The following is a 25,430-nucleotide window of genomic DNA, read 5'->3' on the forward strand; positions in this document are numbered from 1 at the left end:
TGCTGTAACTCCGATTTTCCCATTATCCATGTCACTCCATTTTTTACTCTTTGTTACGCCTATAATATCATACGTCTTTTCATCACAGACAAATATGCCATGGCTATCTTTAACTTTAAGATAGACGGTTTCTGAACAATAGTAAAGAGTGCAAAATTAAGTTTTATGAAGGCTCACATACTTAAAGAATTATTTTTCTGCATAACATAAACGAAAAATAAAGAATGCAGATCGCCCCAAATACAATTTTCGGGAAATTTAAAAGCTGCTGGCAATATGAACAGCAGTATTAATCAGTAAACAAGACATATTGACGCTTATTCCGCTTGTTATCAAGATTGAGAAACTCCGATCCTCAGCCAGCTCCACATCAGGATCAGGCTTTTGCTTCTCAAACCTGTTTTTATTATTCTGCTTGTTTTTATCTTTATTTCGGTTTTTATTTTCCTCTGACATATGACTTACCTCCTATACTTGGCGATGTTACAGTTATTTTCCCCACTGGCTTTTAAATTATAACGAAAACTGTTAATAGCACTTAATAATTCGTCGGAGTTATTGACATATTTAAAATATTCATATACCTTTATACTATATCTTATAATAAGGGGGAAAGATTATATGGGAGATTGGCTGGCAAACATAACCGCTGAAAATAAGCAATTTCGTTTGGGGCTTACGCTGATATCCTTTTGGTGGGGACCGGTTTATATTTAACAGTACGATTAGCGTTTTTCTCCTTTCGAATGCTGCCTTATGCACTGAAATCACCTTTAAAAACATGATCAAATCAGCAGGGGATATAATCATTTCGAGGCACTCATTGAACGGCTTTAGCCGCAACAGTTGGTACAGGGAACGTTGTTGGGGTAGCAACAGCGGTCGTTGCCGGGACCAGGTGCTGTGTTTTGGATGTGGATTACCAGCGTAGTCGGATGGCAAAATATTCCGAGGGGATTCTCGGCGTCAAATAGTCAAAAATGCTAAAGGCGAAATGTCCGGCGGTCCTATGTATTATATAGAAAAGGGTCTGGGACAAAAATGGCTGGGTATTGTGTTCGCCTTTTTTGCTGTTTTTGCGGCCATCTTCGGAATCGGCAACATGATTCAGGCAAATGCTGCTTCGGATGTTGCCAATGATGTGTTCAACATTCCGCTTTGGGTTACTGGTCTGATTTTTGCTATTCTCGTCGGACTTGTTATTATTGGTGGTGTCAAAAGTATCGGCCGGACGGCGAGTATCCTTGTCCCGGTAATGGTTGTTTTCTATCTGATAGCCGGAATTTTAATTATTTTCTTGAATATCGATGCTGTACCGGCAGCTTTTGGATTAATTTTTAATGATGCCTTTACTGGTCAGGCTGTTGCCGGGGGCGCCGTTGGAACCGTTATCCGATGGGAGTTGCCCGCGGGCTGTTTTCAAATGAGGCAGGTCTGGGTACCGGCGGGATTGCCGCTGCAGCTGCCGCACGGATGTCCCTGCACGCCAGGCACTTATTTCGATGACCCAGGTCTTTATTGATACGATTATCGTTTGTAACAGTAACAGGTCTGCCTTACATGGCCGATCTATACGCAAGTGGCACTGAGGGTGCTGCACTCACAGCCCAATCGTTTGAGCTGCTGCTGCCCGGCTTTGGTGATATCATCGTCGCTGTCACACTGTTAACATTCATTTTCTCTACTATTTTAGGCTGGAGTTACTTTGGCGAAAAATGTTTCACGTACATGGTGGGCGACAACTTTACGATGCTGTACCGAGTCATTTTTGTCCTGGCTATAATCCCCGGCGCAACAATGTCACTGGATACTGTATGGAACTTGGGTGATATTTTTAACGGTCTAATGGCCATACCGAACTTAATCGGCCTATTGCTATTATCAGGGGTCGTTGTTAAGGAAACCAAACGTTTTAACGAAATACGGGCCAAAGAGAAAAAGGAAGCGGTCTAGCATATAAAAAGCGTCTTGCTCATTATAGGGCGAGGCGCTTTCAATTTGTCTTCACTAATAGGATTGGTCAACGAACTTTAGTATGAGGCCTGAATTATTCATAGAAACACATTCTGCATATATTGAAGGTCAAAATTAAAAATTCAGAAGCATTTTTATCAATTATCTTTGTAAATCTCTTTTTCATTTGATAAAAACCCATATATTACAGTTTTCCATATTGGAGTTAAAAAGGACATACGTATCGATGGAGGAAACTCATTTTTAAATTTTCCTTGAGTCTGCGCAAATTGGCTAACACATTGGAAGCTGCTGTATTCGATTCAGCGTGCTGTAAAAGGCATTCTTATATAGCGAACTACTGGACAATTTGAATGTGATATAGCGTCCGGATCGAATCACTTTCGGCAATTTTGATTAAACTTGTGCGAATGGTTTTGGATTTGATGCTTTTTTCATCTTTGTCGGCATACAAGGCGGCGTAGTCCATTATTTAAATTGTAGCCAGGAACAGCAATCTGTATTGTTTGCGTTGATTTCAAACGCTGTGCTGCTCATTTGGCCAAAAGCGAGCCGAGCTTCTTCTTGATGTAGTTTTTTCATTTTGCCGCGCTCAGCGTAAAATTGTACGGTATCCTCCGGCGAATTCATCCAGTGTTGTGACGATAAAAGTGGGATAAACAACAATTGATCACGGCTTTTCCAGTTTTCAACATCACATTACGGGGTTCATCCAACTGGCAGCTTTGTATGTAAATGCCGTAGAATTCATGATGGCGGCCATCATAAATGTCGATTTCAGGATCATCGAGTATCTCACTTTCAAACTCACCGGCAATCCGCTGCAGGCGTTTGGTTAGCCTTCAAACGGATAACATAAATCCGCCAGTTCTTCACAAAGGTCGTACAACCGTGTGGAAATCCACTATCACACGGATGAATGATCTTGATGTGCGGATACTTCTTTCTTAATCGTTTCAGTTCAGGACTACGAAAGCAACGATTTGTCTTGATGTATACACGTTTCGGCACGCAAGGAGCTTTGAGGCAATCACTGTATACCTTCAAACATAAATGGGATGGTAGCCATTTTCACCGTAATGTGGGTTAATACGAACTGCCATACTGATCCCCCGTAGGTTTGGTGAATTGGATGAATCAATATCCAGCACCAGGATTTCAGGCGGTTCCAGTTCTTGAAAACGTCGTAATGTTTGATTTACCGTTTGAAGCTGTTTCATGGTTTCCCTTGTCAAATGTTGTTTAATCGGGACATTGTAGGCTGAGAAGCGAGCTCAGGCTATCCAGAACGGTTTGTAAATACCGGATCATATTTTAAGTATCGCCATGATCGTCCGCATCGTAACCGGCAGCATTCTGATAAATCTTTTGCATGATAACATCATGATTGACATGACTGCGATGAGATACGCCATCTTTTATATGAACCATTTCTTCAATTGCTTTATGTAATCTGATAACATGATCAAACTCTTGATAAAGCAACAGACCGGCATCGCCTGTTAAATCACCACCGTCAAAATTTACTTTTACACGTTTATTGAAGTTCATGGATTTTTCGTTTACACTAGTAGTCATAGAAGGAGCCTTGGTATTGTTTAGTCACTTATTACATTACCAAAAGTTGGGCTCCTTTTCATTTATTTTACTTTCACTTTTTGGGTGATCAGCGTTAATGCTCAAAAGTGCTGTTATAACGGGATCACCGAAGAATATATCATGAAGTTATGAATAATTCAGGATGAGGATAACTATTGGCTAATATCGTCGTACTGACCACTACCACGTGTGAATCCCGGATGATGAGGGGTGTCGCGCGAAAGATGAGGGGTGTCGCGCGATATTTAATGGGTGTTGCGCGATATTTTACCATTTACGCGCGAAAACACAGGGTGGCCGCGCGAAACACTGCAAATATTACGCGAACCAGAACTTTCGCCAGGCGTGCCGCATCACTATCACCCATCATGTGCCTAAAACTTTCTTCCCTTCTTCACAAAGGTTACAATAACTGAAGAAAGGAGTACACTCATGACACAATATAGCCAACTACCCGAATCAATCAGACATCTAATAGATCGCAATCGAAATAACAATCAGAGCAATGAATTCAATAATCTCATCCGCCAAGGCGGTTATGTCCCGCCCGAGCAAGACTTGCTGAACGATGCTATCACGGCTTTGAGCATGGGGAAAAATGTCCTGCTGAAAGGTCCGACCGGTTCAGGAAAAACACGATTTGCCGAAACACTTTCAAATTTATTTAATCAACCGATGTTCAGTGTGAATTGTTCCGTTGACCTCGACGCGGAAAGTCTCATGGGATTCAAGACGCTTGACTATGAGAACGACAGACAGGTTATCGACTTTGTACCAGGTCCAGTCACAAATGCCATGAAGAACGGAACATTTCTTTACATCGATGAAATAAACATGGCCAAACCGGAAACATTGCCGCTCATTAACGGGGTTCTGGATTACCGCCGGACGATTACCAACCCTTTCACGGAAGAAATCATTACGGCCAAAGAGGGATTCGGCGTTGTTGCTGCCATTAATGAGGGCTATGTCGGTACAGTTCCGCTCAACGAAGCACTCAAAAACCGCTTTATCGTGATTGACATCCCGTACTTGCAAGGTGAGCAATTAAAGCAGCTGATTCAAGCGACCAGCCGGCTGGAAGATGAACGGACGATTGATTTGTACGTCCGCCTCTCCGGCGATTTGATTCAAGCCGTGACACAAGGCAAACTGGCTGAAGATGCTGCCTCGATCCGTGCACTGGTTGATGCCTGTGATTTGAGTGCGATGATCCCGCCAAAACGTGCGATTCGCCGCGCGATTGCCGATAAACTGGATGAAGACAGGGAAAAAGAATTTGTGCTAACCATGGCCGAAACATTATTTGGCTAAATAACCAATCAACGTCTTTCAGATAGGAGCATCACCATGTTTCGTTTTCGTGAAAATAACGTCGATACCCGTCTTTACCTGCAGCTGCAGGATATGGCAGCCGTCCTGTCGGGAATCCCTGATTTAAAATTCGACTATGCCTATGGGTCAGCGATTGATAAGGAACATTTTAAACTAACGGCAAGCGCTAATTGGGGTATCGGCAATAAGAGAGCAAGGGAAGCAGGATTAAAGACCGACATTCTGCTGCGGACAGTTGGGACATTGCACCATTCCGATATTCCTGTCATGCAGCATCTCATGGCGGCTATTTCCGAATCAGCACTTACGAAATTTGCGGGGCAGTTGTTCACGTTGTTTGAGAATATCCGGCTGGAAGAAATCGTCAAAAAAGAACGGCCCGGAACGACAGAGCTATTTGCAATTCGCCGGCGTTATTTAAGGCACTATTTTTCCCAGCAGCTGGAGGCAAACGTGACCAGGAGCCTTTCCCTCGATGAGTTATACTGCCTGATTTATTTATCGATTCAGGCTGATACACCTGATCCTTCCTTCCCATCAGCAAACGAAAAACAAGTGGAACAGCTGGATACCCTGAAACCGATTCTTTTCGAGCTGTTTGAAGCCAGCAGCACAAACGATGTTGCGAGATTAACCGAAACGATTATCTTCCGGCTGGAAAATAACTATACCGACATGATGCATGATTATTTTATTTTTCCAGTCGACGATTTATCAAGCTATACCGAAAAAAATGCCTTTGATGAGCTGACGCGTACGGATCCGCTGGCAAACGACAGCTTGGAAGAGGACGTCAGTGACGAAAAAAGTGAAACATTCGAACAGCAATTTTCCACTTGGCACGGGGAAAATGAAAATGCCGATCGAAATCAAAATTTCATGCAGTTTGAATTGGAACAGGGGACCCGGTCGAGTCTGATGGGTGAAGGTGCACGGGAAACGGAAGAAGGCGACCAGGCAACAGCCGCCATTCAAGGCTCATCGGGTAAGAGCGAACAAAATGATTATTCCGTTATGGAAGCTATGGCGAAACGGCAGGCCGGTCAGGATAACGAAGCGTCCGGTGGTGCCTATGGACGGGAAAACCAGTATGCCGTTAAAGAAATCAAAAATGCTGAAACACCATCCGACGCTGATGAGGAACTGTACCGCGAATACGCTGAGGAAATCGCACCGCATCAGCGCAGGCTTTCGAAAACGATTGAAAAAATGCTGGAACATAAACGCCAAACACCACGCCGCAACTTATCTACCGGCCGTTTGTCAAAAAAATTGACCGCCGTTGTGACCGAAGAATTCCCGCGTCTTTTTTACAAAAAAGATGACGAATCGCGTGAAATGGATGCTGCCTTTACATTACTGGTGGACTGTTCCGCTTCAATGCTGAACAAGATGGAGGAAACCAAAAAAGGGATCGTCCTGTTCCATGAAGTGCTAAAAAGTTTAAACATTCCACATGCCATTATCGGTTTCTGGGAAGAAGCAACAAGTGTAAAAGAGCAGCTCCAGCCAAATTATTTTCATAAAATCCATTCATTCGATGATTCGCTTTATCAGAACCATGGCGCAAAAATTATGCAGCTGGAGGCTCAGGAAGACAATCGTGACGGCTACAGCATTCGTGTTGCTGCTGAAGAACTTGAAGCCCGCAATGAAAAGAACCGCTTCCTGCTTGTCTTCTCGGACGGTGAACCAGCTGCATCCAACTACAGTGAAAATGGCATCATCGACACAAATATGGCTGTTTCCGAAACACGCAAAAAGGGCATTGACGTAATCGGCATGTTTCTTTCGGAAGGCGACATCAGCGAACAGGAAGACGAACTGATGCAAAACATCTACGGCCGTGAACGCATCATGATACCAACCATCGCCGACCTGCCCGAACAATTCGCCCCACTGCTGAAAAAATTGCTGTTGAAAGCAATGTAAGTGGGACAGGGGGTCAGACCCTCTGTCCCATTCCAATCTATCGAACCCTTCCAATAACACTTTTGGGAATACCTGTCACTCTGGCAAGCTGCCTGATTGACACACCATTTATCTTTTTCAATTCAAGTATAAGCGCATCCCTTTCCCTCTTCTCCATTTGTTGAATGGTGCTTCTGGATGGTAACCCCAGTTTCTCAAGATAGCTGATAATATCTTGGTCAGATGCCTTTATTTTAGGATGACTGTCCAAAAATTCATCATTGTTCGTTGACCTCATATAGTCGGAAAACAATCGGAGGGCTTTATTTTTGTCAGGAGAAAACAATTGAAGGGTAAATTCGGTGTCAACAAGTGTGGGGTGTCCTAAATACTCGTGGAAACTTGTCCATTGAAAGTCACTTACATCGCGAACCATACCAGCCTTTACAGGATTTTGGTGTATATAACGGAGGACCCTCATAAAACCTGGAATATACTCGACGGTTTCACTTTTAAAACGATCCTGAAATAAGTGACCATTCCGTTCATATTTATCATTATACCAAAGAACATAACCGGTGCAGATCCGCTGAATTACCTTCGAGACGCTCTCATCTGTTTCTTTAATCAGTAAATGCACATGGTTGTCCATCAGGCAATAAGCATATAGCTCAAACTGACTCACCACCTTACATTTTCCAATAGCTCTCAGCAACTTAACCCTGTCCTCCCGATCTTCAAAAATTACTTGCTGATTAATGCCCCGCAGCATAATGTGGTATATACCATTAGTACTCCTCTTTCTCGGTCTTCTGGCCATAGACTCACCTCCTTTCGTGGGACAAAGGGTCTGACCTCATGTCCCATTTATACTCAATATATTCTATACCGAATGTTAAAACCCTCTTTTTACTGGAATAAAGGACCTGGCTCCTTGTACCTAGTATAGAAAAATAAAAAACTGGAGATGCTACGGTCAACAAAATGTACTTAGGTGGGTGTCTTGTCATGAGAAACGATGAACGGTTTAAGAAACATGCTAAAAACGTACAAAATGAAACCGGCAATCCTGCTATTTTAAATGATGTCATTGATAATGGCTTCGAGCAATATCCAGGTCATAATGAAAAGCTTACAAACAACAGGCCTCTATCACCAACACAAGAGGTTGCGCAAAACAATATTGACGGGAAAACATGGCAGTAGGGACACGGGGTCTGACCCTCTGTCCCAATCCTACCTTTCACGCCGCTTCAACAGCATATACTCCATAGCGCCTGTACCTAGAAACACACCGCACAATATAAGAATGAATCCGATGGCATGATTGAACGTTATGGTTTCATTTAAAAATACTGACGAGCCAATAACTGCGAAAAGGGTATTCAGATTCAGAAAAATAGCCGATTCGGCAGGTCCTACCTTTTTAATGGCGTAATTATAGGTCATATGACCAAATGCTGTTGCTAACACAGCGCTGAATAAGAAGGCTGAGCCCAGCTGCCAGTCAATCAATTTCGTAATTTCGCCGATTCCTGAACCAAGCGCCTGACTCGCTAAAAAGATAAACACCGCACCAAACACAAGCATATACCCCGTTGCCAGTCTTGGATCAAAGGTCGGTTTCAGTTTGCTGATCAAAACGAAGCTAAATCCCTGTACAGCGACCCCTAAAAATACAATGAGGTCACCCATGGAAACTCCCGTCAATTCACCTGTTCCCATAATCGTCGTTACAACGACACCAACAAATCCCAAAACAAACCCGAAAACGCGCACCCACGTCATGCGCTGGCGCAAAATAAGAAAAGCCATCATCGCCGTTATGAGCGGATTCATTCCTAAAATGAGCGACCCATTAATACCGGTTGTCATCTCCAGACCCACCGCAACAAACGAATGATGCAAAATAACGTTAAAAATCGCTATGTAAAAAATAATGAGCCATTCATGCTTATCAGGCAGCCTGAATATCCCCATGAAAGAGCAAATCACTAACACAGCAACTCCCGCTGTCATCACCCGGAAGCCTGTTAAGAGCATCGGATCAATCGCATCGACCAGCACTTTTATCGCCGATACATTCAATCCCCACATCAGCATGACCAATAATAAAAGTGTATAAATCCTAATCATAAATCGATTCACCTGCTTTCGAAAAAGCTATATCTTTATATGGTAACAGGATAAGGACCATTTTTCTTCTCAATAGCCTTATAGAATTATAAATCATGTACCGTATATTGTATTTCTCTTTTACTTTATCAGCATGTTATACTAGTATAGTATATTTTGAATTTGAGGAGGAAACAAATGGCTAAACGCCTATTTCTTTATTTATTGACCAACATTCTCGTCCTGACTACCATTGGTATTGTCTTTTCGCTTATCGTTATGTTTACAGGTGTTAGCGGCTCGTTCACAAATAGTGCTGAAGGGTTAGCGGGTATCAATTATGGATCGTTGTTGATATTCAGTTTGCTCATCGGCTTTATAGGCTCATTTCTTTCATTAGGTATGTCACGCATTATTGCCAAAAAGATGATGCGGGTCAAAGTGCTGGATCCGAACGGCCAATTATCCGCACAGGAACGTAACATCGTTGATAAAGTCCATCGGCTGTCGCGTGCAGCAGGACTCATGCATATGCCTGAGGTCGGCATATACCAATCGCGCGAAGTAAATGCCTTTGCGACAGGTCCTACGAAAAAACGCTCACTCGTTGCCGTTTCAAGCGGATTACTGAATGAAATGGATGATGATGCGGTTGAAGGCGTCATTGCCCATGAAATCGCACACGTGGCCAATGGGGATATGGTAACGATGACGCTATTGCAGGGTATCGTCAACACATTTGTTGTCTTTTTATCACGGGTGGCGGCCATTCTCGTGTCCCGGCTTGTACGCTCAGAACTACAATACGTCATTCGCTTTATCTCAATCATTATTTTTCAAATCGTATTCTCAATCCTTGGAAGTATTGTCGTCAGCGCATTTTCACGGTGGCGTGAATATCGGGCGGATCAAGGAGGCGCGGATCTGGCCGGACGCGACAAAATGGCCCATGCGCTGCGTTCGCTGAAAAGCCGTACCGGACTTGCGCAAGCCGATGACCGGACGGATGATTCAGCCGTTCAAACCATGAAGATAAATACAAAAGGGAAAGCTGTATCGCTCTTTTCATCCCACCCTCCTATCGAAGACCGAATTGCGCGTTTGGAACAAAGATAGGAAAGTAAGAAAAACTCGGGCCCAGCCTCGTTTTTCCAGAGGTCGATGCCGGAAGTCAGACTTAATGAAATCGGCGAATTAGCCGATTTCAAGATTAAAAAGCTCCCCTGAAATGATATATTTAAAAAACCGTCATGATGCCTGTGTTGGCTCGTGACGGTTTTTTTAAATAACATCGAGGGGTGCGGAGTTGATTTGGTCTCGCACGATTCAGGAGCGCTCTCGCACGGTTTGAAGATTCTCTCGCACGTTTCAGGAGCACTCTCGCACGATTTGAGGATTCTCCCGCACGTTTCAGGAGCACTCTCGCACGATTTGAGGCGCTTCTTGCACGTTTCAGGAGCACTCTCGCACGATTTGAGGTTCTTCTCGCACGATTAAGAAGCGCTCCCGCACGTTTCAGGTGTTCTCCCGCTCACTGCGATGACTTATTAGCGTCGGACTGGCTATTTTTTCGTTTGACTTCATCAACATCGGTATCGCTGTAAATATTCGTTCCGCGGCCGCCTGTGGTCCGGGCAATGAATTCCTTTGCCTCATTATACGACAAACCGGATTGCCGGCTTTGTTCTCTGACCGCTTTCTGATCAGTTCCATCAAATTTGTTTTGTTCCTTCATTTAAAAACCTCCACATGCGCTTTGGCATTATTTTGCGCAACAAAGGAGTTTTCATAACGACAAATTATTTTTCAAATAAAATCCAGTTGGCGTTCCTCCCGGCATTCCGGACATCTTTTCGGATGCACAAAGCCTTTTTGCCTGTAAAACTGCTGCTCGCCGACAGTAAAAATGAAACGTTCAGTACATTCATGGCATTTCAAATAGATATCATGCGGTTCAGAAACCTTCAATGCCGCGTTGATACTGTCGCGCCTGTCAGCCGCAACCTGCTCATCCGCCAGTGACCCTGTCTCCAAATCCTGAATAACTTCCCGGATTCTTGCTCGCACCTTCTTATAGTCAATCTTCTCCCATTCCTTTAAATAAGGAATATATTGCTTGTCGCCGGTTTCCGCGATTTTCTCAAGAAACAGCATAATCATGCCGCGGTTCCGGTCTTTCAAATAATACATATCAGGATGTTCTTTACCAGCTGCCAGCCACTCATTCCACTCATGCAACAATTCATCAGCAATCTGATCACGCTCAATTTCCCAACCGCGTTCCGTAAAAATAATCATCGGCAATTTTCCGCTGTACTCAATAGCCAGAAAGTCACGATTTAACATCCAGTCAACCTTCGTCAAAACATCATCCATTTTATCAGCTCGGAAATAGCCATAAACCGGACATTGATCCAGTTCGAGCTGCAGGACCTTTTTCTCGCGTGACCCTTTCAAAATTTTGGCAAGCAATGTCCTGCCACCTTCTGCAATAATTTCATCCGCCGCGCGTAAAATTGCCCGAATTTCGTCTTCTTGTAACTGTTTCATTAAAATGGCAACTCCTCATCGGAAATATAATGGTGATTTTTGTGTTTTTCTGGTTGCTTTCCAGGTTTTGCCGCCCCTGAATTTTCAGGCCTTAATATTTCACCAAACTTTTCTGCGTATAATTCGCGAATCCAGACCTTTACAGGTGCTTTCCACTGTTGTTTAGGCGAAGGAATATTTTTGATCAGACTTTTTGGCTTCATGCCAAGTTCCTTTGCCATTTGAATATCAGCCTGGTTGAGCCTGCAACGCTTTTTAGCCTCTGCCCACGTTGCATTCTTCATACTTTTTCCCAATTATCTCAATCCTTTCCATGTTACAACCCAACTAAACCTTTCCATTACATCAATGGTATCACTTATGAACAAAAAAAGGCCAGGTACGTGGTGGTCCTGACCTTAAACTGATGGCAGACAACGGGCAATAGCCTTTATCCGCATGTTGTTGTCCCGTTTCAGCCGGGACATTTGCGTCAAGCTTTTATGCTTCATTCAATACACTGACAGGGTTAAACACTTCATAATGCCTGTAATCGCTTGACACGCCCCAGTCTTTAAGCCCGCGATCAACCGCTTTCATGAATGGCGCTGGCCCGCAGCAATAGAAATCCGCCTGATTCCCGCATGACAGAATGGATTGCAGCCACTGGAGATTGACATAGCCTTCTTTATCATAATTGTGCTTTGTCCGGTCCTCTTCATTGGGACTATCATAGCAGACAAATGACGAAATATTCGGGTGGTCGGCAGCCATCTGTTCAACATGGTCCTTCATCGCATGGGACGAACTGTTTTGTGTTGCATGGATGAACGTTACCGGCCGATCAGGGGCTTTTTCAGCAAGCGTATCCAGCATGCCGACAACCGGTGTCACGCCAATTCCGCCACTAAGCAGGACAATCGGCTCTTTTTCGCTCGTAATTGTAAAGTCACCCGCTGGAGCGGAAAATTCCAGCATATCGCCTTCAGCCACTTGATCATGCAAATAATTGGACACCACCCCGTCAGGCACTTCCCCCTTTCCTTTTTCACGTTTAACACTTATTTTATAATGATCCTTGCCGGATGCTCCGGACAGGCTGTATTGACGCATATGGGTATGAGGTTCACCGTCAATGTCTGCTTTGAGCGTCAGATACTGGCCTGCTTTATAAGTCGCAAGCGGTTTGCCATCTTTAGGCTTAAGACAGAACGAGACAACATCATCGGTTTCCTGAATTTTTTCCTCAACGACAAATTCACGGAATCCGGTCCAGCCCCCTTCCTGCTCTTCTGTTTCACGATACTTTTTCTGTTCGATTTCAATAAAGAGATTGGCGATATAATCATAAGCAGCCGTCCATGCATCAATTATCTCGTCTGTGGCCGCTTTCCCCAGAACATCTTTAACGGCCTGGATCAGCGCCTCACCGACTACCGGATATTGGTCAGGTTTGACACCAAGCGATACATGCTTTTCAGCAATACGCTCGACAAGCTGATTGATATTCTCCAGACTGTCGATATTTTCGCCAGCTGCATAAACCGAGTAAACGAGTGCTTCCTGTTGCAGGCCTCTTTTTTGATTCGTCTGATTGAATACGTTACTGAGTTCGGGAACTCTTTCGAACAACAATTCATAGAAGTGCTTGCCAATTTCAGTACTGTTTTCCTTTAAGACAGGTGCGCTCGCTTTTACAATTTCAAGTTTTTCTGCATCAAGACTCAATTGAATTCCCTCCAGCTATTATTGTTTTGACAGGAGTTGTTCCTATATACACCATGTTAAGCTTGTGATGCACATCACACTGTGATTCACATCACACCTGGCCGTGACAGTTTTGTGAAGAATATCACATGAAGATGGGACAAAGGGTCTGACCCCTTGTCCCACTTCATTGTCTGTCACAATCAATACATGATACACTTAAATGACTTATTTTGAGTTTGGATGGTGCCACATGAGAAAGCTATTTGCCTTCTTCACATTTTTGTCATTTATAGTTACTTGTTTCGTGAAATTGTATCAGGATACCCATTATTTTAAACTTGAAAATGTTACATTTCGCAGCTCAAAACTACCGGCAAACGCTAAGTTCACCATCCTGCAGATAAGCGACTTGCATAATCACGTTTTTGGTGCTGACAACGACCGACTGATCAGCACTGTTAAAATGGCAAGGCCCGATCTGATTGTAATAACAGGTGATCTCATTGACCGAAGAACCAAGACATTTGACCATGTTTTTTCGCTGGTCGAACGGTTAACTGCGATCAATCCACATGTGCTGTTCGTATCCGGGAATCATGAATGGGGAAATGGCCGCTCCGCCGAATTCCTGAATGGCCTTGAAGAGCGGAACATTACGATTCTGAACAACCGGAACACCCAATTCACAAAAGGAACTGTAACGCTTAATATAGGTGTTGGATGACCGGCAACAAGAACACGATATCTCATCAAAAGCCTTCAAAAACTTGCGCAGCGAATACTACACTATTTTGTTGTCCCATGCACCCGACATTACGAAACAGTATCAATCCATCCCGGCTGATCTTATTCTAAGCGGCCATACACATGGTGGTCAGATAAGATTGCCGTTTATTGGCGCATTGCTCGCACCCGGTCAGGTCCTCTTCCCAAAGCTTGACAGAGGCACGTTTCCACTTGATCCGGAGCAGTATCTGTATATTGACAGCGGACTGGGCACGACCCGACTTCCAGTACGCTTTTTCAATCAAAGTCAGATGAGCCTGGTGACGATTACAGGGTAAGCTAGCGTGTGAAATCAATAATAGAGTAGGGTAACCATTTTCATGGCTACCCCCTCATCAAACCGTACGTGCCCTATTAAGGCATACGGCTTACCAGCGTGTTACAATAATTAACAATGCACCACCATTCTTTGGAGCATTCTTATTGCTTATTTCGCATCCTTCATTGTGCATATTCAGCTTGTTTATACCGAAGTATCTTTAACTGTTCGCATTGCACATCTTTACAAATGCGAATCCACGAGGTCGCTCCCCTTCCGTTCATGTATTGTTTTGTCAATACATTACTCCCGTACTATGAGAACGTCTGACTCCTCTGCCCACAGCCAAAACTTCGGCTTACCCTTATATTTGACTGCCCTAACGGTGAGGCAGAGGCCTCACGGGGTTGTCACACCTTCCTTCCATACATACCCAGTACCATCACACAGTAAGCTACAACTAATCGGCTGATTCATAGGTTAGTTGTCAATGAAGGATTTCCCATTAATTTCGGATGGTCACCAACTTACCATGCCGCTGTACCTTTACACTTCTGCATTTGGGTCTGCATGGCCGACTTCGGGTCTCTCGATTTTCCGCATCTCCTTCAGACACCACCTCACGATGATGCCCTAGATTAGTCTTCACCAGCTGTATCAGCACTCTGGTGGAAGGACTTTCACCTTCGTGATAACAAACCTTCCAGGATTTGCAGAGCCGTTCTTACCCAGGGTATCGTACTCCAATCCTTTGACAGTTCGTTCAGTGTAGCCATCTACACTAGGTGCGACTGCCCGTCGCGCAAAACAGCCCCCCTTTGCCGTGAAAAGAGGGGCTGTTTTGTCTGTTACCACTGATCGATCAGTGTATTAGCCATAGTCTGAAGTTCTTCATGTGCTTTTCCTGATATGCGCCCGGTCTCTTCCTGATAATTGACGAGCACATTAAAACCTTCCATATGCTTGATCACTTTATCCTGCAAATCATTTTCCTCGTAGTGTCTGACAGCTGTCAAATGCATTTTAAGAGCGCGTGCTGCACTTTCATCCATAATCTCCCCACTGTCCAAGAGTGATGTCACCAGTTCTTGTATATCTCCTGCATTTACCGGCTCGTCAGGCGTCTCACCCATCAAATCGACAATACGGCCTTCTCGTTCAGGGTCTACGATGCCATCCAAATCATCAACCATGTAATCTCGCAATTGCTCCCAGTCAGATGCACCGATGTCTCTTACACGGCCATCATTATAAACTTGTTCAAACGTTTCAAATCCATCGCCGCCCTGACCGGTGAAACCATTTGTTGTCACCTGATATTCCTCGTCCAGCTGAATTTCCTCAAGTTCGCCATCAACCTCAACGTACATTTCGACAACACGATTGCCCGGTTCTTCTTCACTGTCATAATAGAATTGCATACCGGACACATGCAGGAAGCCGCCGTTTTCAGCTGGAGCCTGGCGAACACTGTGCTCCAGAATATCCTTGATTTCCTGGCCGGTCAACGTCGCGACCACTGGATTGTTGCCAAATGGCAGAACGTTGATGACTTCACCGGCTGTAATTTCACCTTCATCAATCGGCGCACGGATACCACCGCCATTTTGAAAGGCAATAACAGTCTCAGGAAAACCTTTTGCCTTTGCCCCAGCGAGCATTGCATCTGTCACCAGGTTACCCAGCTCGGTTTCGTTGGCGCGGACGCTGTCGTCACCAGGTTCATCCTGACGCGGGTTTGTCAGATCTTTCATGGCCACTGCACCAATTTCCTCATTCATGACCTTATCAACTTGTTCTTGATACGGAGCAAGTGCTTCGGCAGCTTCAGGGTCTTCAGTAAATTCATCCACTGCAAGCAATTCGCCGTTATAACCTGTCACCACACCGTTCTCGTCAAATGTCACATCGAGTGTGCCAAGGTTTTCAGCATATTGTCCGGCCTGGACGATAACAGTAGGATCTTTCGCTTCCCCATCATCATCTTCCTCTACGCTTACCGGCTCGTCCAATGCCGTGTGCGAATGACCGCCGACAATCACATCGATGCCATCAACCTCTTCGGCAAGACGCAAATCATTGCCCACTTCAGGTGCACTGTCATACCCGAGGTGATTCAGCGCGATGATCTTGTCAATGCCCGCATCCTCAAGACCCTCCACTGTCGCCTCAGCCGTTTCTTTAAAGTCGCTAAACGTGACATCGGCAGGGTTGGCGATATTCGCCGTATCCTCAGACGTCAAACCGAAAATCCCGACTTGTTCACCGTCAATTTCCTTGATAATACTATCGTAAACTTCCCCGTTTTCTGGATCACTGGCGAGCGACTGATTCGTTTCAAGGCCGCTCATGTAAGGATCCTGTGAAAAATCAATATTTGTACCCAGGAATGGGAAGTTGGCATTTTCAACGAATGCTGACAGCGATTCATGACCGCCTTCTTCACCACCCAAATCGAATTCGTGATTACCGAAAACCATGGCATCAAAATCCATCAAGTTCAGTAATTCCAAATCAGCCTGTCCGGTGAATTCATTGAAATACAAGGTACCGGAAAAAACATCACCGGCATGCAAAAGCAATGAATCCGGGTTTTCCTCTCTGAATTCTTTGACCGCGGTCGTCATTTTCGGCAGTGGTTCCACACGAGCATGTGTGTCGTTCATGTGCATAATTGACAGGTCAAAATCACTAGCGGTCTCTTCAGCTGCCTCCAAATCGATCTGCGTTAAAATTGGATCGTGATCACTCGCCCGGCCATGCATATCCGTGAAGTCAGCATTGACATGCAGCACGTCAGTCTCTGTCACATCAGCCAGATTATCGGATACAAGCACATGATCAAGCACCTGTGAGTTGCCCTGGTAAAGATAGGTGTACCGCTCTTCCTCAGGCACGGACATCATAGCATTGGTCAGTTCGTCACCTTCAAGAATGTCCATCGTTTCCGTAAATTCAAAGTCATTCATATCACCTAAAACAACGACATTTTCATCCGGATTGTCTGCTTTAATAGCCGTAACAAAATCGTTGACGATACGGGCCAGCTCATGACGCTGGTCTTCGCTTCCTTTGACCGGCGGCTGATTCTGTCCGAATTCACCATCATCACCGCTCTTGGAGTTAAAATGCGTTGCTGCCACGACAACACTTTCACCATTAAATTCAAACTGGGCCGCCAGAGGCTTTCGTGTATCTTCAAGTGCAGCTTCATTTGGCGAGAAGCGTCCCGGGTTCAGCGTTAATTGGCCATCTTCATAATCTGTCGCTTCAGTCGCCGTTCCGTGCTCACCATCCGTCAAGGACACACGTTCCGGATTGTAAAGGAATCCGACGCGAATATTACCGTGTGGTGCCCCGCCATCCTGATTGTACTCAGGATCAATATTGGCATAGTCGTAATCAGGTCCTCCCTGCTCGCTGATTTCGTCAGTCAGCCGTTCATAACTTGCAGAAGCATCCGCACCATCAGGGCCTTCATCCTGGCCGTTGTTATCCATCACTTCAACAATCCCTACAATATCCGGGTTGTCCATGTCATTTGCAAAAGCGCGAGCAATGTTTTCTGATTTTTGTGGTGACGTTTCACTTTCGTTTGCCGAAAAGTTTTCCACGTTATAAGTAGCAACTGTCAGCTTGTCTTCATCTTTTTCGATAGTTGTTTGTTCCTCCGGCTGGGTATCGCCTTCTTCAAAAACCGACTCCACCTCATCCAGATCGGCATAGACTTTGTAATTTCCGTAACCGTAATTCACCACACCATCAACAGGTTCCGTGAACTTGTCTCCTGTTTTAACCGCGAAATCTCTTGCTTCATCGTTTGGATGCAGCTTATACTGAATCGTTTGCGCATTCGGTCCTTCTTCTGTTAAACGAATGCCGCCATTCGCCGTTGTGTTTTCCGGTGTGAATTCATTTGTTGCTACAACCAGATCACCATGTTCCTGCGGAGCAACTGCTCTGGATGGTGCTACTTCCACACGCATCCCTTCAAGACTTTCCCAAAAATCAATCGCATAGTTATCCGGTTCAAAACTGTCAAAACCGTCTTTACCAACAATTTCTCCAGGAATATCGCTTGATGTCAGCTCAACCGGTGACGGTAATTCAACATCGCTATCGGTGACATCAACAGCGCCGCCCTGGTCATCACGCGCATTAATTTCTGTAACCGGCAAATCTGTTTCGGTCCGATCATCATAGCCATCGATATGATATTCATCGACCTCTCCAGTTACACTGACGAGATCGCCCACGTCGACACTAGCCGCATTGCCTGTGTAGACAACGATCCCTTCTGATGTTTTGTCATTCCCGTCATAGTTTTCTTCAGGCGTCTGCATATGAAAATAATGCGAACCTCTAATCTCGTATTCATACGTGACAATCCCTTCAACGTCCTGAACGGTGCTGCCGGTCATCGGTGATTCATGTCCTTCTCCCTGAATATCGTGAATCATCACACCATCTTCAGGATTGTAGACGGAATAGTCGAAAACTGCGACATCACTCGATTCCAATCCATCTTTTTCAGCAATCGCTCTGATTGTTACATCCTCATCAACAGTTATCGCACCGCTGTATGGCTCACCATTTTCTGATGGGTCACTCCCGTCTGTGGTATATAAAATATCAGCATCCTCTGTTCCGGTTTCCAATGTGACTTCCGACCCCGCCGGAATAGTCCCTGAATCAGGACTGGCTGTTACAGGCTGGACAACCGACGCGTCCCCCACGATATCCGACTGGCTGCGCGGGATAATCTGCTGATCTGAATCAAATTGCGTCACAACACCGGTAATCGAATCATAGGTAACACCGGTTTCCAGGGTAAGGCCACCTGTCTCATCCCGTACCACAAATGTATTCCCGGCTTCATCTTCAGCTGTATAATTGGCCCAATCGCCGCCATCATCAACGTCTGTGAGTGTGACATTTTCAATGACAGCCAGTTTCGATTGATGATTTTCCAGCTCATTGCCATTGAGCGTCAAAGGTTCAGGAATGTCAGCACCTTGAGTTTTCTCATCAACTGTCGTACTGTCGAGCTGCAGCAATCCTCGATAGTCATTCAAACTGCCGGTCACAGTGATTTCATCGCCCGCTTGCACATCAAGGCTCGTTGGCCGCACAGCAATCGCTGCTGTATCGTCCTGAATTTGAATGGTATTTTTTAACTTAGCCGTGACAACACCTTGCGTTTTCGCTTCACCAGTGCCTTGGTCCCTTACATCTGCAATTGACTGCAATTCAAGCGGTTCATCCGGGTCTTCCGAAGCAAATCGCATATCGCTCGGTTCCTTAAGGCCATTATGGCTGTGGTATTCCACCATATCACCGGTGACGATAATCTCCTCATCCAAGTTGTCCGGATTTGAATGCAATCCAAATTCTGCCCGGTACTCGTCTGTCACCTGAACAAACAACATGTTATCAAGATCCGTTTCACCGGCTTCATCTGCCAGCGCAACATTATAATCCTCCCGAAAATCAGTGCGCGACACATTACCGGGGCTGATCACATACCCGACAATATGCCCCTTGACTGTCTGCTCACTACCGTCATTATCCTTCTCAATCGCATCCGCGACAGTGATTGGCTCGTCCGCCTCAGCAGCGTGCACCCCAACGGGAATCACTGCTTGCATCAGCGTACCTGTCATCAGTACAAAAATCATCAGCATACTGCAATATTTCCGCCTGATCCGTGCTTGCATTGTCCTCTCCCCCTTTTTCGATTTTTCACCGGTTAATCAAACCGATAACATTCCAAACACATGAAAATACATTTACTGGATGGCTAAGTAATCATCATCAACCGGATAGGCATAAGTAACAAAGCGATCCGGTGCACCCCCAACATAATCAAATGGATAGCACGTTGAAACGACAAGAACCTCCTCTCCCGTTTCCCCTATGACAGATGTATCATCAGCTGGAACAATTTCAGTCACCTTAATTTCGTATGTATAATTGCCATAAGGTGTTGTGACGTTATAGCGGTCCCCGATTTCAATTTTGTCGAACTGCCGGAAAACAGTATCCCGATGGCCTGACAAAACAATTTGATCATTTTGACCGGGATAGACTGAATCTGTTAAGTGACCCACGCCCTTTGCCAGAGAATCCGGATCTGCCCCTTCGACTATCGGTAATACCTTGTCCAATTTGGGTATCTCCAGAGTTGCGAATGCATCACCAACTGACGTCTTGAAATCATCCGGGGCTTCGGGACGCATACCTGCAGCATTACCCTCCGGCTGTTGGGCAATCGCTTCTTCTGCCTCTTCCAATGAAGCTTTCCGGGCTTGGTCATGGGAAACGTATTGATAGCCAAATATCATCGTGCAAACCACTCCAAGAAAAATAAGCACATAACTTATCCACTTCATACAACAACCTCCAGCTGATTCAAGGGAAATAACGCTACGTCAGCAGAAGCTATCTTTCCCAGTTGTCTCTATCATAACGAATGAAGATTAATCTACTATTAATAGATTGTAAAAATAAGTCAAAATTAATAGATTATTTCATCATTTCCAATGTATAGATAAATTCGTATAAATAAATTCGCCGACAAATTGAGTGCTTTCTCGTGAAATGTCAGAAAAGTTGCTCTGCCCACCTTTTTTCTACAACAAAACATCTGTTTATTTATAAAATAGTTAATTTTGTGCAAATTTACCAGATGCAAAAGTACTAATTCTAAACCCTATTAAACTTTAACTAGGTTAAAAGTCTTGTGAGATAAGTTATCTGCAACTAAAAAAATTGCCGACTCAGTTTACGGTACAAACAATCGTTACCCGGGCAAATATGTTGGCAGTACAGAGCAAGTAACGTTATAGTGAACTTGTGAGTAAAAGCGTAAGGAGGTATTATATGAGCAACGGAATGGAAGGCGCCGTGAATGGCTGGCTCCAGCATCGGATGGTGCTTGATGATTTACTGGCGCTGGTTGATGATGACTATATTGATTACAGACCATGGGATGGGGCTATGTCACTTGGGGAGCTGGCGATTCATATCGTGACCTCAACACACATGTTTGTGAAAGGGATCAAAAAAGGCGAATTCGAGGAACCGCCCACAGAAACGAATTATAAAACGATAAACGATCTGCGGACAATCGTGCAGCGTTACACCGACGAAACAAAGGAAGAAATCTCAACCATCTTTACGTATCAAATGAAAGGTTACATTCTGTTTAATAAAATGCGGGCACCAGGTACATATTGGTTTTCCAACGCCATCGATCATGAAATTCACCATAAAGGACAGCTGTTCACATACGTTCGCATGATCGGTGCACAAGACGTACCAAACTTCACCCGCCGGCCCGATGAAATCTAAAGTGGGACAAAGGGTCTAACCCCTTGTCCCCCACTCATTGAATTGGTTTCTTCCACAGACCGAGGATAAGGCCTGCAATAATTGATCCGATCAATAGCGCTACAAGGAAGAATAGCGCATTATCGGCTAACGGTATGACAAAGATGCCGCCGTGCGGAGCTGGTATGCTGCTTGCCCACAATTGGGTCAGACCGCCGCCAATCACAGCGCCTGCAACGGATGAACCGATAACCCGGACCGGATCAGCCGCTGCAAATGGAATCGCACCTTCTGTAATGAACGAAAGCCCCATGACATAGTTCGTCACACCTGATTTGCGCTCCTCTTCCGTAAATTTATTTTTAAAGAAGGTTGTCGCCAGCGCAATCGCAATCGGCGGAATCATACCACCCACCATAACAGCTGCCATCAAACTGCCATCACCGGTATCCGTAAAAATACCAATCGAGAACGTATAAGCTGCTTTATTAAATGGACCACCCATATCAATGGCCATCATCCCGCCAAGCAACGCACCAATCAAAACAGCATTGCCTGTTCCGAGATTTTCCAAAAAGCTGATCATTCCGGTATTAATCGTTGAAAAAACCGGGCCAATGAGGAAATACATGAACAATCCGATCAAGAATAAACCTGTTACCGGATAAAGCAGCACTGACTTCAGGCCATCAAGTGACTTCGGTAAGCCGCGAAACCATCTTTTCACCAGCAGCACAAGATAACCTGCTAAAAACCCGGCAACCAATCCACCGAGAAAGCCTGCATTGCTTTGGACTGCCATAAAACCGCCGACAAGACCTGGCATCAAACCGGGACGATCAGCGATACTCATGGCAATATAACCGGCCAGAATCGGAATCAGAAAGTTAAACGCATTACTTCCAATTGTATTGAAAAATGTAAACAGCTCACTATCATCGCCGGCAATACCTTCCACCAGGAACGATACAGCCATCAAAATACCGCCACCGACGACGAACGGCAGCATATGGGAAACGCCGTTCATCAAATCTTTATAAATTTTCCGCCAGACCGATGTTGACGCCTCTGCCTCATCATCCGCTTCAGTCGCTTCATCTGCCTGATAAATCGCTGCATCACGATTCATTGCTTTCGTGATCAGTTCTTCCGCATTGTTAATCCCGTCACTGACCGGTCTTTCCAGCACTGGTTTCCGATTAAAGCGGGACATCGGCACATTTTTATCAGCCGCAATGATGACCCCTGCTGCCCGGTCGATTTCTGCTTTCGTCAACTCATTCGAGGCACCGTCCGAGCCATTTGTTTCCACCCGGATATCAACGCCCATCACAGCAGCCTGCTTTTTCAAGGCATCTTCAGCCATATACGTATGGGCTATGCCTGTGGGACAAGCCGTCACGGCAACAACAAAAGGCCGTTCTTCTGCCTGCTCATCATCAGCTGCTTTCTCTTCGGCTGATTCAGGCGTTTCCGAAAAGTGGGACAAAGGGTCTGACCCCTTGTCCCCCTCTTCCTGATGGAAAAGACGTTGCACTTCTTCAGGTGTCGAGGTCTCTTTTAATTGAGCCACAAAATCCTGGTTGATCAGCATGCGCGATAACGCTGCCAATGTTTGCAAATGGGTATCATTCGCGCCATCCGGGACAGCAATCATGAAAAATAGATACGTTGGCTGTCCGTCCAGTGCCTCGTAATCCAGTCCGCTTTCACTTTTGGCAAACAACACCGTCGCCTCATTGACCGCATCTGTCTTGGCATGCGGCATGGCAATCCCATCACCTAAACCGGTTGATGTCTGTTCTTCACGTTTTAAAATTGCTTCCCGGAAAGTGTCAGCGTCATTGACCAGATTATTCGCAGCAAGTGACTGGATCATTTCATCAATGGCAGCCGTCTTGTTATCGGCTTGCATATTCATAATCATGATATCTTTGCGCAGTAAATCATTTATGTTCATGTTTTCTCCTTCCCTTCTATTGGAGATATCCGGGTGATGTTGATTTCTTTCAATAGCGCGTTAATATCCCCGGCCTCGGCTAAATCATCGGAAAAAGCAGTTGCACTTCCTGAAGCAAGGCTCATACGAAATGCTTCCATCACATCACCGGTTTCCCTGAACTTACCGGTAAAACCCGCAATCATGGAATCACCTGCCCCGACCGAGTTTTTAACTTGACCTTTAGGCGTCGAACCATGATATATACCTGCCCTCGTAAACAGCAAGGCTCCCTCACCGGCCATGGAAACAATTGCATGCCGGGCACCCAGATCGAGCAATTTTTCCCCGTAATATACAACATCTTCCTGGCTGTTGAGTGTAACACCAAAAAAGTCAGCCAATTCATCCTTATTCGGCTTAACCATTAACGGGTGATAAGGCAGAGCGGATTTCAATGTTTCTCCTGTCGTATCAATCACAAATGCTGCACCGGAAGCGGCAATTTTTTCAATCATTATTTGATGAAAACCTGTTTCCAGAGATGGTGGTGCACTTCCGGATAAAATAACCGTATCCTGACTGGTTACATTTTTAAGCTGCTGTAATAAATTCTCTGCTTCGTGCGGCAAAATTTCCGGACCCCGGCCGTTAATCTCCGTTTCTTCTTTCGACTTCAATTTAATGTTAATCCGTGTGTCACCCTGAATCGGCGTAAAGTTTGTCTGTATGGCTTTGTTATCCAGTGAATCAGCTATAAACTCACCGGTAAAACCTCCCAGAAAGCCCAGTGCCGTTGTATCATAAGCCAGTTCATGCAGCACACGGGAAACGTTAATCCCCTTACCGCCCGGGAATTTCATCTCGTTTTCCATTTTATTCAACTCGCCCAGGTTCAGCCGATTGACTTGAACGATATAATCAACTGAAGGATTAAGCGTTACCGTATAAATCATTTTGCCGCCTCCATAATGGTTGTTTTTTCTCTGTAATGCTGTGACAGATCACTCAATCTGTCCGTGACAATGGTGACATCCTCCAGCTCACATACATTTGCAAACGTCACTTTATTCCATTTGCTTTGATCAGCTAAAAGATAAGCCGAAGCTGCCCGCTGATGGGCCATTTGCTTTAAAGCTGCTTCCTCCGGGTCCGGTGTCGTACAGCCAAACGATAGGTCAATACCATTCATACCCAGAAAAGCCTTATCGAAGCGGTAATTTCTCAGTTCGTTTAAACTCTGGGAACCGATAATCGCTTTTGTGGAAAGCTTAATCTTTCCACCTGTCAAAAAGGTCTCAATCCCCTGATCAGCAAGACGTGAAGCATGTTGAATCCCGTTTGTCACAACCGTAATCTGCTTATCTTGTAAATACGCTATCATGGCAAGGGTTGTTGTGCCGGCATCAATGAAAATAACGTCGTTGTTCTCAACAAGGTCAGCTGCTAGTTTGCCGATTGCTTCTTTTGATTGAACGTTTTTGAATGATTTTTCCGAAGCCGTCAGTTCCTCATCCAATTGATAGCTCCGTTTGGCACCACCGTGAATGCGGGTCAGCTCCCCGGCATCCTCCAGCTGATCCAAATCCCTTCTGACGGTTGATTCAGAACAACCGACAACATCCATCAAATGCTGTGATTTTACAATACCATCCTGTTTCAACAGTTTTAAGATAAGGTTATGCCGTTCTTCGGTTAACATCACATCAACCCTCCTATACCATTATAATACCACCAAAAACACTCGAAAACAATCATCAAAACGTTTACACTGCTTTTTAGATGTCAGAGGCTGGATTGGAAATAAATGGGGTAAATCAGTCGATTACCGTATTGAATACGTCATTCGAAATGTTACACTTTCTTTCCCATAGGCTATTTTCATATATATTGTTGCTTTTCACACAGTTGATACATACTACGACATAAGTGCTATGTTGA

Annotated in this window: 21 protein-coding genes and 1 pseudogene; 8 read left to right on the plus strand and 14 right to left on the minus strand. The window is 44.9% G+C overall.

The window, feature by feature from the left end; translation table 11 throughout:
* Positions 1–258: 258 nt before the first annotated feature.
* Positions 259–456, minus strand: coding sequence for a hypothetical protein (locus Len3610_RS11245; RefSeq protein ID WP_176446155.1), 198 nt, complete (start codon positions 454–456; stop codon positions 259–261).
* Positions 457–649: 193 nt separating this feature from the next.
* Here Len3610_RS11245 and Len3610_RS11250 point away from each other — a divergent pair.
* Positions 650–1,953: pseudogene (locus tag Len3610_RS11250) on the plus strand (alanine/glycine:cation symporter family protein).
* Positions 1,954–3,017: 1,064 nt separating this feature from the next.
* Here Len3610_RS11250 and Len3610_RS11255 read toward each other — a convergent pair.
* Both Len3610_RS11255 and Len3610_RS11260 read right to left on the minus strand, forming a co-directional pair.
* Positions 3,018–3,194 carry a hypothetical protein gene (locus Len3610_RS11255; protein WP_176448029.1) on the minus strand — a complete coding sequence of 59 codons (177 nt, stop codon included), beginning with the start codon at positions 3,192–3,194 and terminating at the stop codon, positions 3,018–3,020.
* Positions 3,195–3,288: 94 nt separating this feature from the next.
* Entirely contained in the window at positions 3,289–3,552 is a 264-nt protein-coding gene (locus Len3610_RS11260; protein WP_176448030.1) for a transposase, read from the minus strand.
* 453 nt (positions 3,553–4,005) lie between these two features.
* On the opposite strand from Len3610_RS11260, the gene Len3610_RS11265 reads away from it, so the two are divergent.
* Both Len3610_RS11265 and Len3610_RS11270 read left to right on the plus strand, forming a co-directional pair.
* Positions 4,006–4,887: an ATP-binding protein gene (locus tag Len3610_RS11265; protein ID WP_176448031.1), complete on the plus strand. Its 882-nt coding sequence runs from the start codon at positions 4,006–4,008 to the stop codon at positions 4,885–4,887.
* Between the two features lie 36 nt (positions 4,888–4,923).
* Entirely contained in the window at positions 4,924–6,840 is a 1,917-nt protein-coding gene (locus Len3610_RS11270; protein WP_176448032.1) for a vWA domain-containing protein, read from the plus strand.
* 37 nt (positions 6,841–6,877) lie between these two features.
* Here the strand turns inward: Len3610_RS11270 and Len3610_RS11275 are convergent, their stop codons facing one another.
* The gene (locus Len3610_RS11275; protein WP_176448033.1) at positions 6,878–7,639 is read right to left on the minus strand and encodes a transposase; all 762 of its coding nucleotides are present in this window, start codon (positions 7,637–7,639) and stop codon (positions 6,878–6,880) included.
* A 188-nt stretch (positions 7,640–7,827) separates the two neighbouring features.
* On the opposite strand from Len3610_RS11275, the gene Len3610_RS11280 reads away from it, so the two are divergent.
* Entirely contained in the window at positions 7,828–8,025 is a 198-nt protein-coding gene (locus Len3610_RS11280; RefSeq protein WP_176448034.1) for a hypothetical protein, read from the plus strand.
* Between the two features lie 30 nt (positions 8,026–8,055).
* Here Len3610_RS11280 and Len3610_RS11285 read toward each other — a convergent pair whose 3' ends face one another.
* Complete coding sequence (locus Len3610_RS11285) at positions 8,056–8,955, minus strand: DMT family transporter (protein ID WP_176448035.1); 900 nt, start codon at positions 8,953–8,955, stop codon at positions 8,056–8,058.
* 177 nt (positions 8,956–9,132) lie between these two features.
* Between Len3610_RS11285 and htpX the strand changes: the two genes are divergently transcribed.
* Positions 9,133–10,050 carry a protease HtpX gene (htpX, locus tag Len3610_RS11290; RefSeq protein WP_176448036.1) on the plus strand — a complete coding sequence of 306 codons (918 nt, stop codon included), beginning with the start codon at positions 9,133–9,135 and terminating at the stop codon, positions 10,048–10,050.
* Between the two features lie 415 nt (positions 10,051–10,465).
* On the opposite strand, the gene Len3610_RS11295 is transcribed toward htpX, so the two are convergent.
* The 4 genes from Len3610_RS11295 to hmpA form a co-directional block, all read right to left on the minus strand.
* On the minus strand, positions 10,466–10,669 hold the full coding sequence (locus Len3610_RS11295; RefSeq protein WP_176448037.1) for a hypothetical protein: 204 nt from the start codon (positions 10,667–10,669) through the stop codon (positions 10,466–10,468).
* 71 nt (positions 10,670–10,740) lie between these two features.
* On the minus strand, positions 10,741–11,484 hold the full coding sequence (locus Len3610_RS11300; protein WP_176448038.1) for an RQC-minor-1 family DNA-binding protein: 744 nt from the start codon (positions 11,482–11,484) through the stop codon (positions 10,741–10,743).
* Positions 11,484–11,780, minus strand: a complete 297-nt coding sequence (locus Len3610_RS11305; protein WP_255259573.1) for a hypothetical protein — start codon at positions 11,778–11,780, stop codon at positions 11,484–11,486. The genes Len3610_RS11300 and Len3610_RS11305 overlap by 1 nt, the downstream gene beginning before the upstream one ends.
* 184 nt (positions 11,781–11,964) lie before the next feature.
* Complete coding sequence (gene hmpA, locus Len3610_RS11310) at positions 11,965–13,191, minus strand: NO-inducible flavohemoprotein (RefSeq protein ID WP_176448039.1); 1,227 nt, start codon at positions 13,189–13,191, stop codon at positions 11,965–11,967.
* Positions 13,192–13,423: 232 nt separating this feature from the next.
* Between hmpA and Len3610_RS20960 the strand changes: the two genes are divergently transcribed.
* Together Len3610_RS20960 and Len3610_RS20965 are read left to right on the plus strand one after the other, a co-directional pair.
* Positions 13,424–13,897: a metallophosphoesterase gene (locus tag Len3610_RS20960; RefSeq protein WP_255259574.1), complete on the plus strand. Its 474-nt coding sequence runs from the start codon at positions 13,424–13,426 to the stop codon at positions 13,895–13,897.
* Positions 13,890–14,237, plus strand: a complete 348-nt coding sequence (locus Len3610_RS20965; protein ID WP_255259575.1) for a metallophosphoesterase family protein — start codon at positions 13,890–13,892, stop codon at positions 14,235–14,237. Before Len3610_RS20960 ends, Len3610_RS20965 begins: the two co-directional genes overlap by 8 nt.
* A gap of 829 nt (positions 14,238–15,066) precedes the next feature.
* On the opposite strand, the gene Len3610_RS11320 is transcribed toward Len3610_RS20965, so the two are convergent.
* The gene (locus tag Len3610_RS11320) at positions 15,067–19,935 is read right to left on the minus strand and encodes a 5'-nucleotidase C-terminal domain-containing protein (RefSeq protein ID WP_176448040.1); all 4,869 of its coding nucleotides are present in this window, start codon (positions 19,933–19,935) and stop codon (positions 15,067–15,069) included.
* A 72-nt stretch (positions 19,936–20,007) separates the two neighbouring features.
* A complete protein-coding gene (locus Len3610_RS11325) occupies positions 20,008–20,610 on the minus strand; it encodes a class D sortase (RefSeq protein ID WP_176448041.1) in 603 nt (200 codons plus the stop codon).
* A 490-nt stretch (positions 20,611–21,100) separates the two neighbouring features.
* On the opposite strand from Len3610_RS11325, the gene Len3610_RS11330 reads away from it, so the two are divergent.
* The gene (locus Len3610_RS11330) at positions 21,101–21,571 is read left to right on the plus strand and encodes a DinB family protein (protein WP_176448042.1); all 471 of its coding nucleotides are present in this window, start codon (positions 21,101–21,103) and stop codon (positions 21,569–21,571) included.
* A gap of 34 nt (positions 21,572–21,605) precedes the next feature.
* Here Len3610_RS11330 and Len3610_RS11335 read toward each other — a convergent pair whose 3' ends face one another.
* The 3 genes from Len3610_RS11335 to Len3610_RS11345 are packed head-to-tail and all read right to left on the minus strand — an operon-like array spanning position 21,606 to position 25,191.
* Positions 21,606–23,510, minus strand: coding sequence for a PTS fructose transporter subunit IIABC (locus Len3610_RS11335; RefSeq protein WP_176448043.1), 1,905 nt, complete (start codon positions 23,508–23,510; stop codon positions 21,606–21,608).
* Entirely contained in the window at positions 23,507–24,445 is a 939-nt protein-coding gene (gene pfkB / locus Len3610_RS11340; protein ID WP_176448044.1) for a 1-phosphofructokinase, read from the minus strand. Before pfkB ends, Len3610_RS11335 begins: the two co-directional genes overlap by 4 nt.
* Positions 24,442–25,191: a DeoR/GlpR family DNA-binding transcription regulator gene (locus Len3610_RS11345; protein WP_176448045.1), complete on the minus strand. Its 750-nt coding sequence runs from the start codon at positions 25,189–25,191 to the stop codon at positions 24,442–24,444. Before Len3610_RS11345 ends, pfkB begins: the two co-directional genes overlap by 4 nt.
* Positions 25,192–25,430: the final 239 nt, after the last annotated feature.

The sequence above is a fragment of the Lentibacillus sp. CBA3610 genome (assembly GCF_013373365.1).
In the GTDB taxonomy this organism is placed as follows: domain Bacteria; phylum Bacillota; class Bacilli; order Bacillales; family Amphibacillaceae; genus Lentibacillus.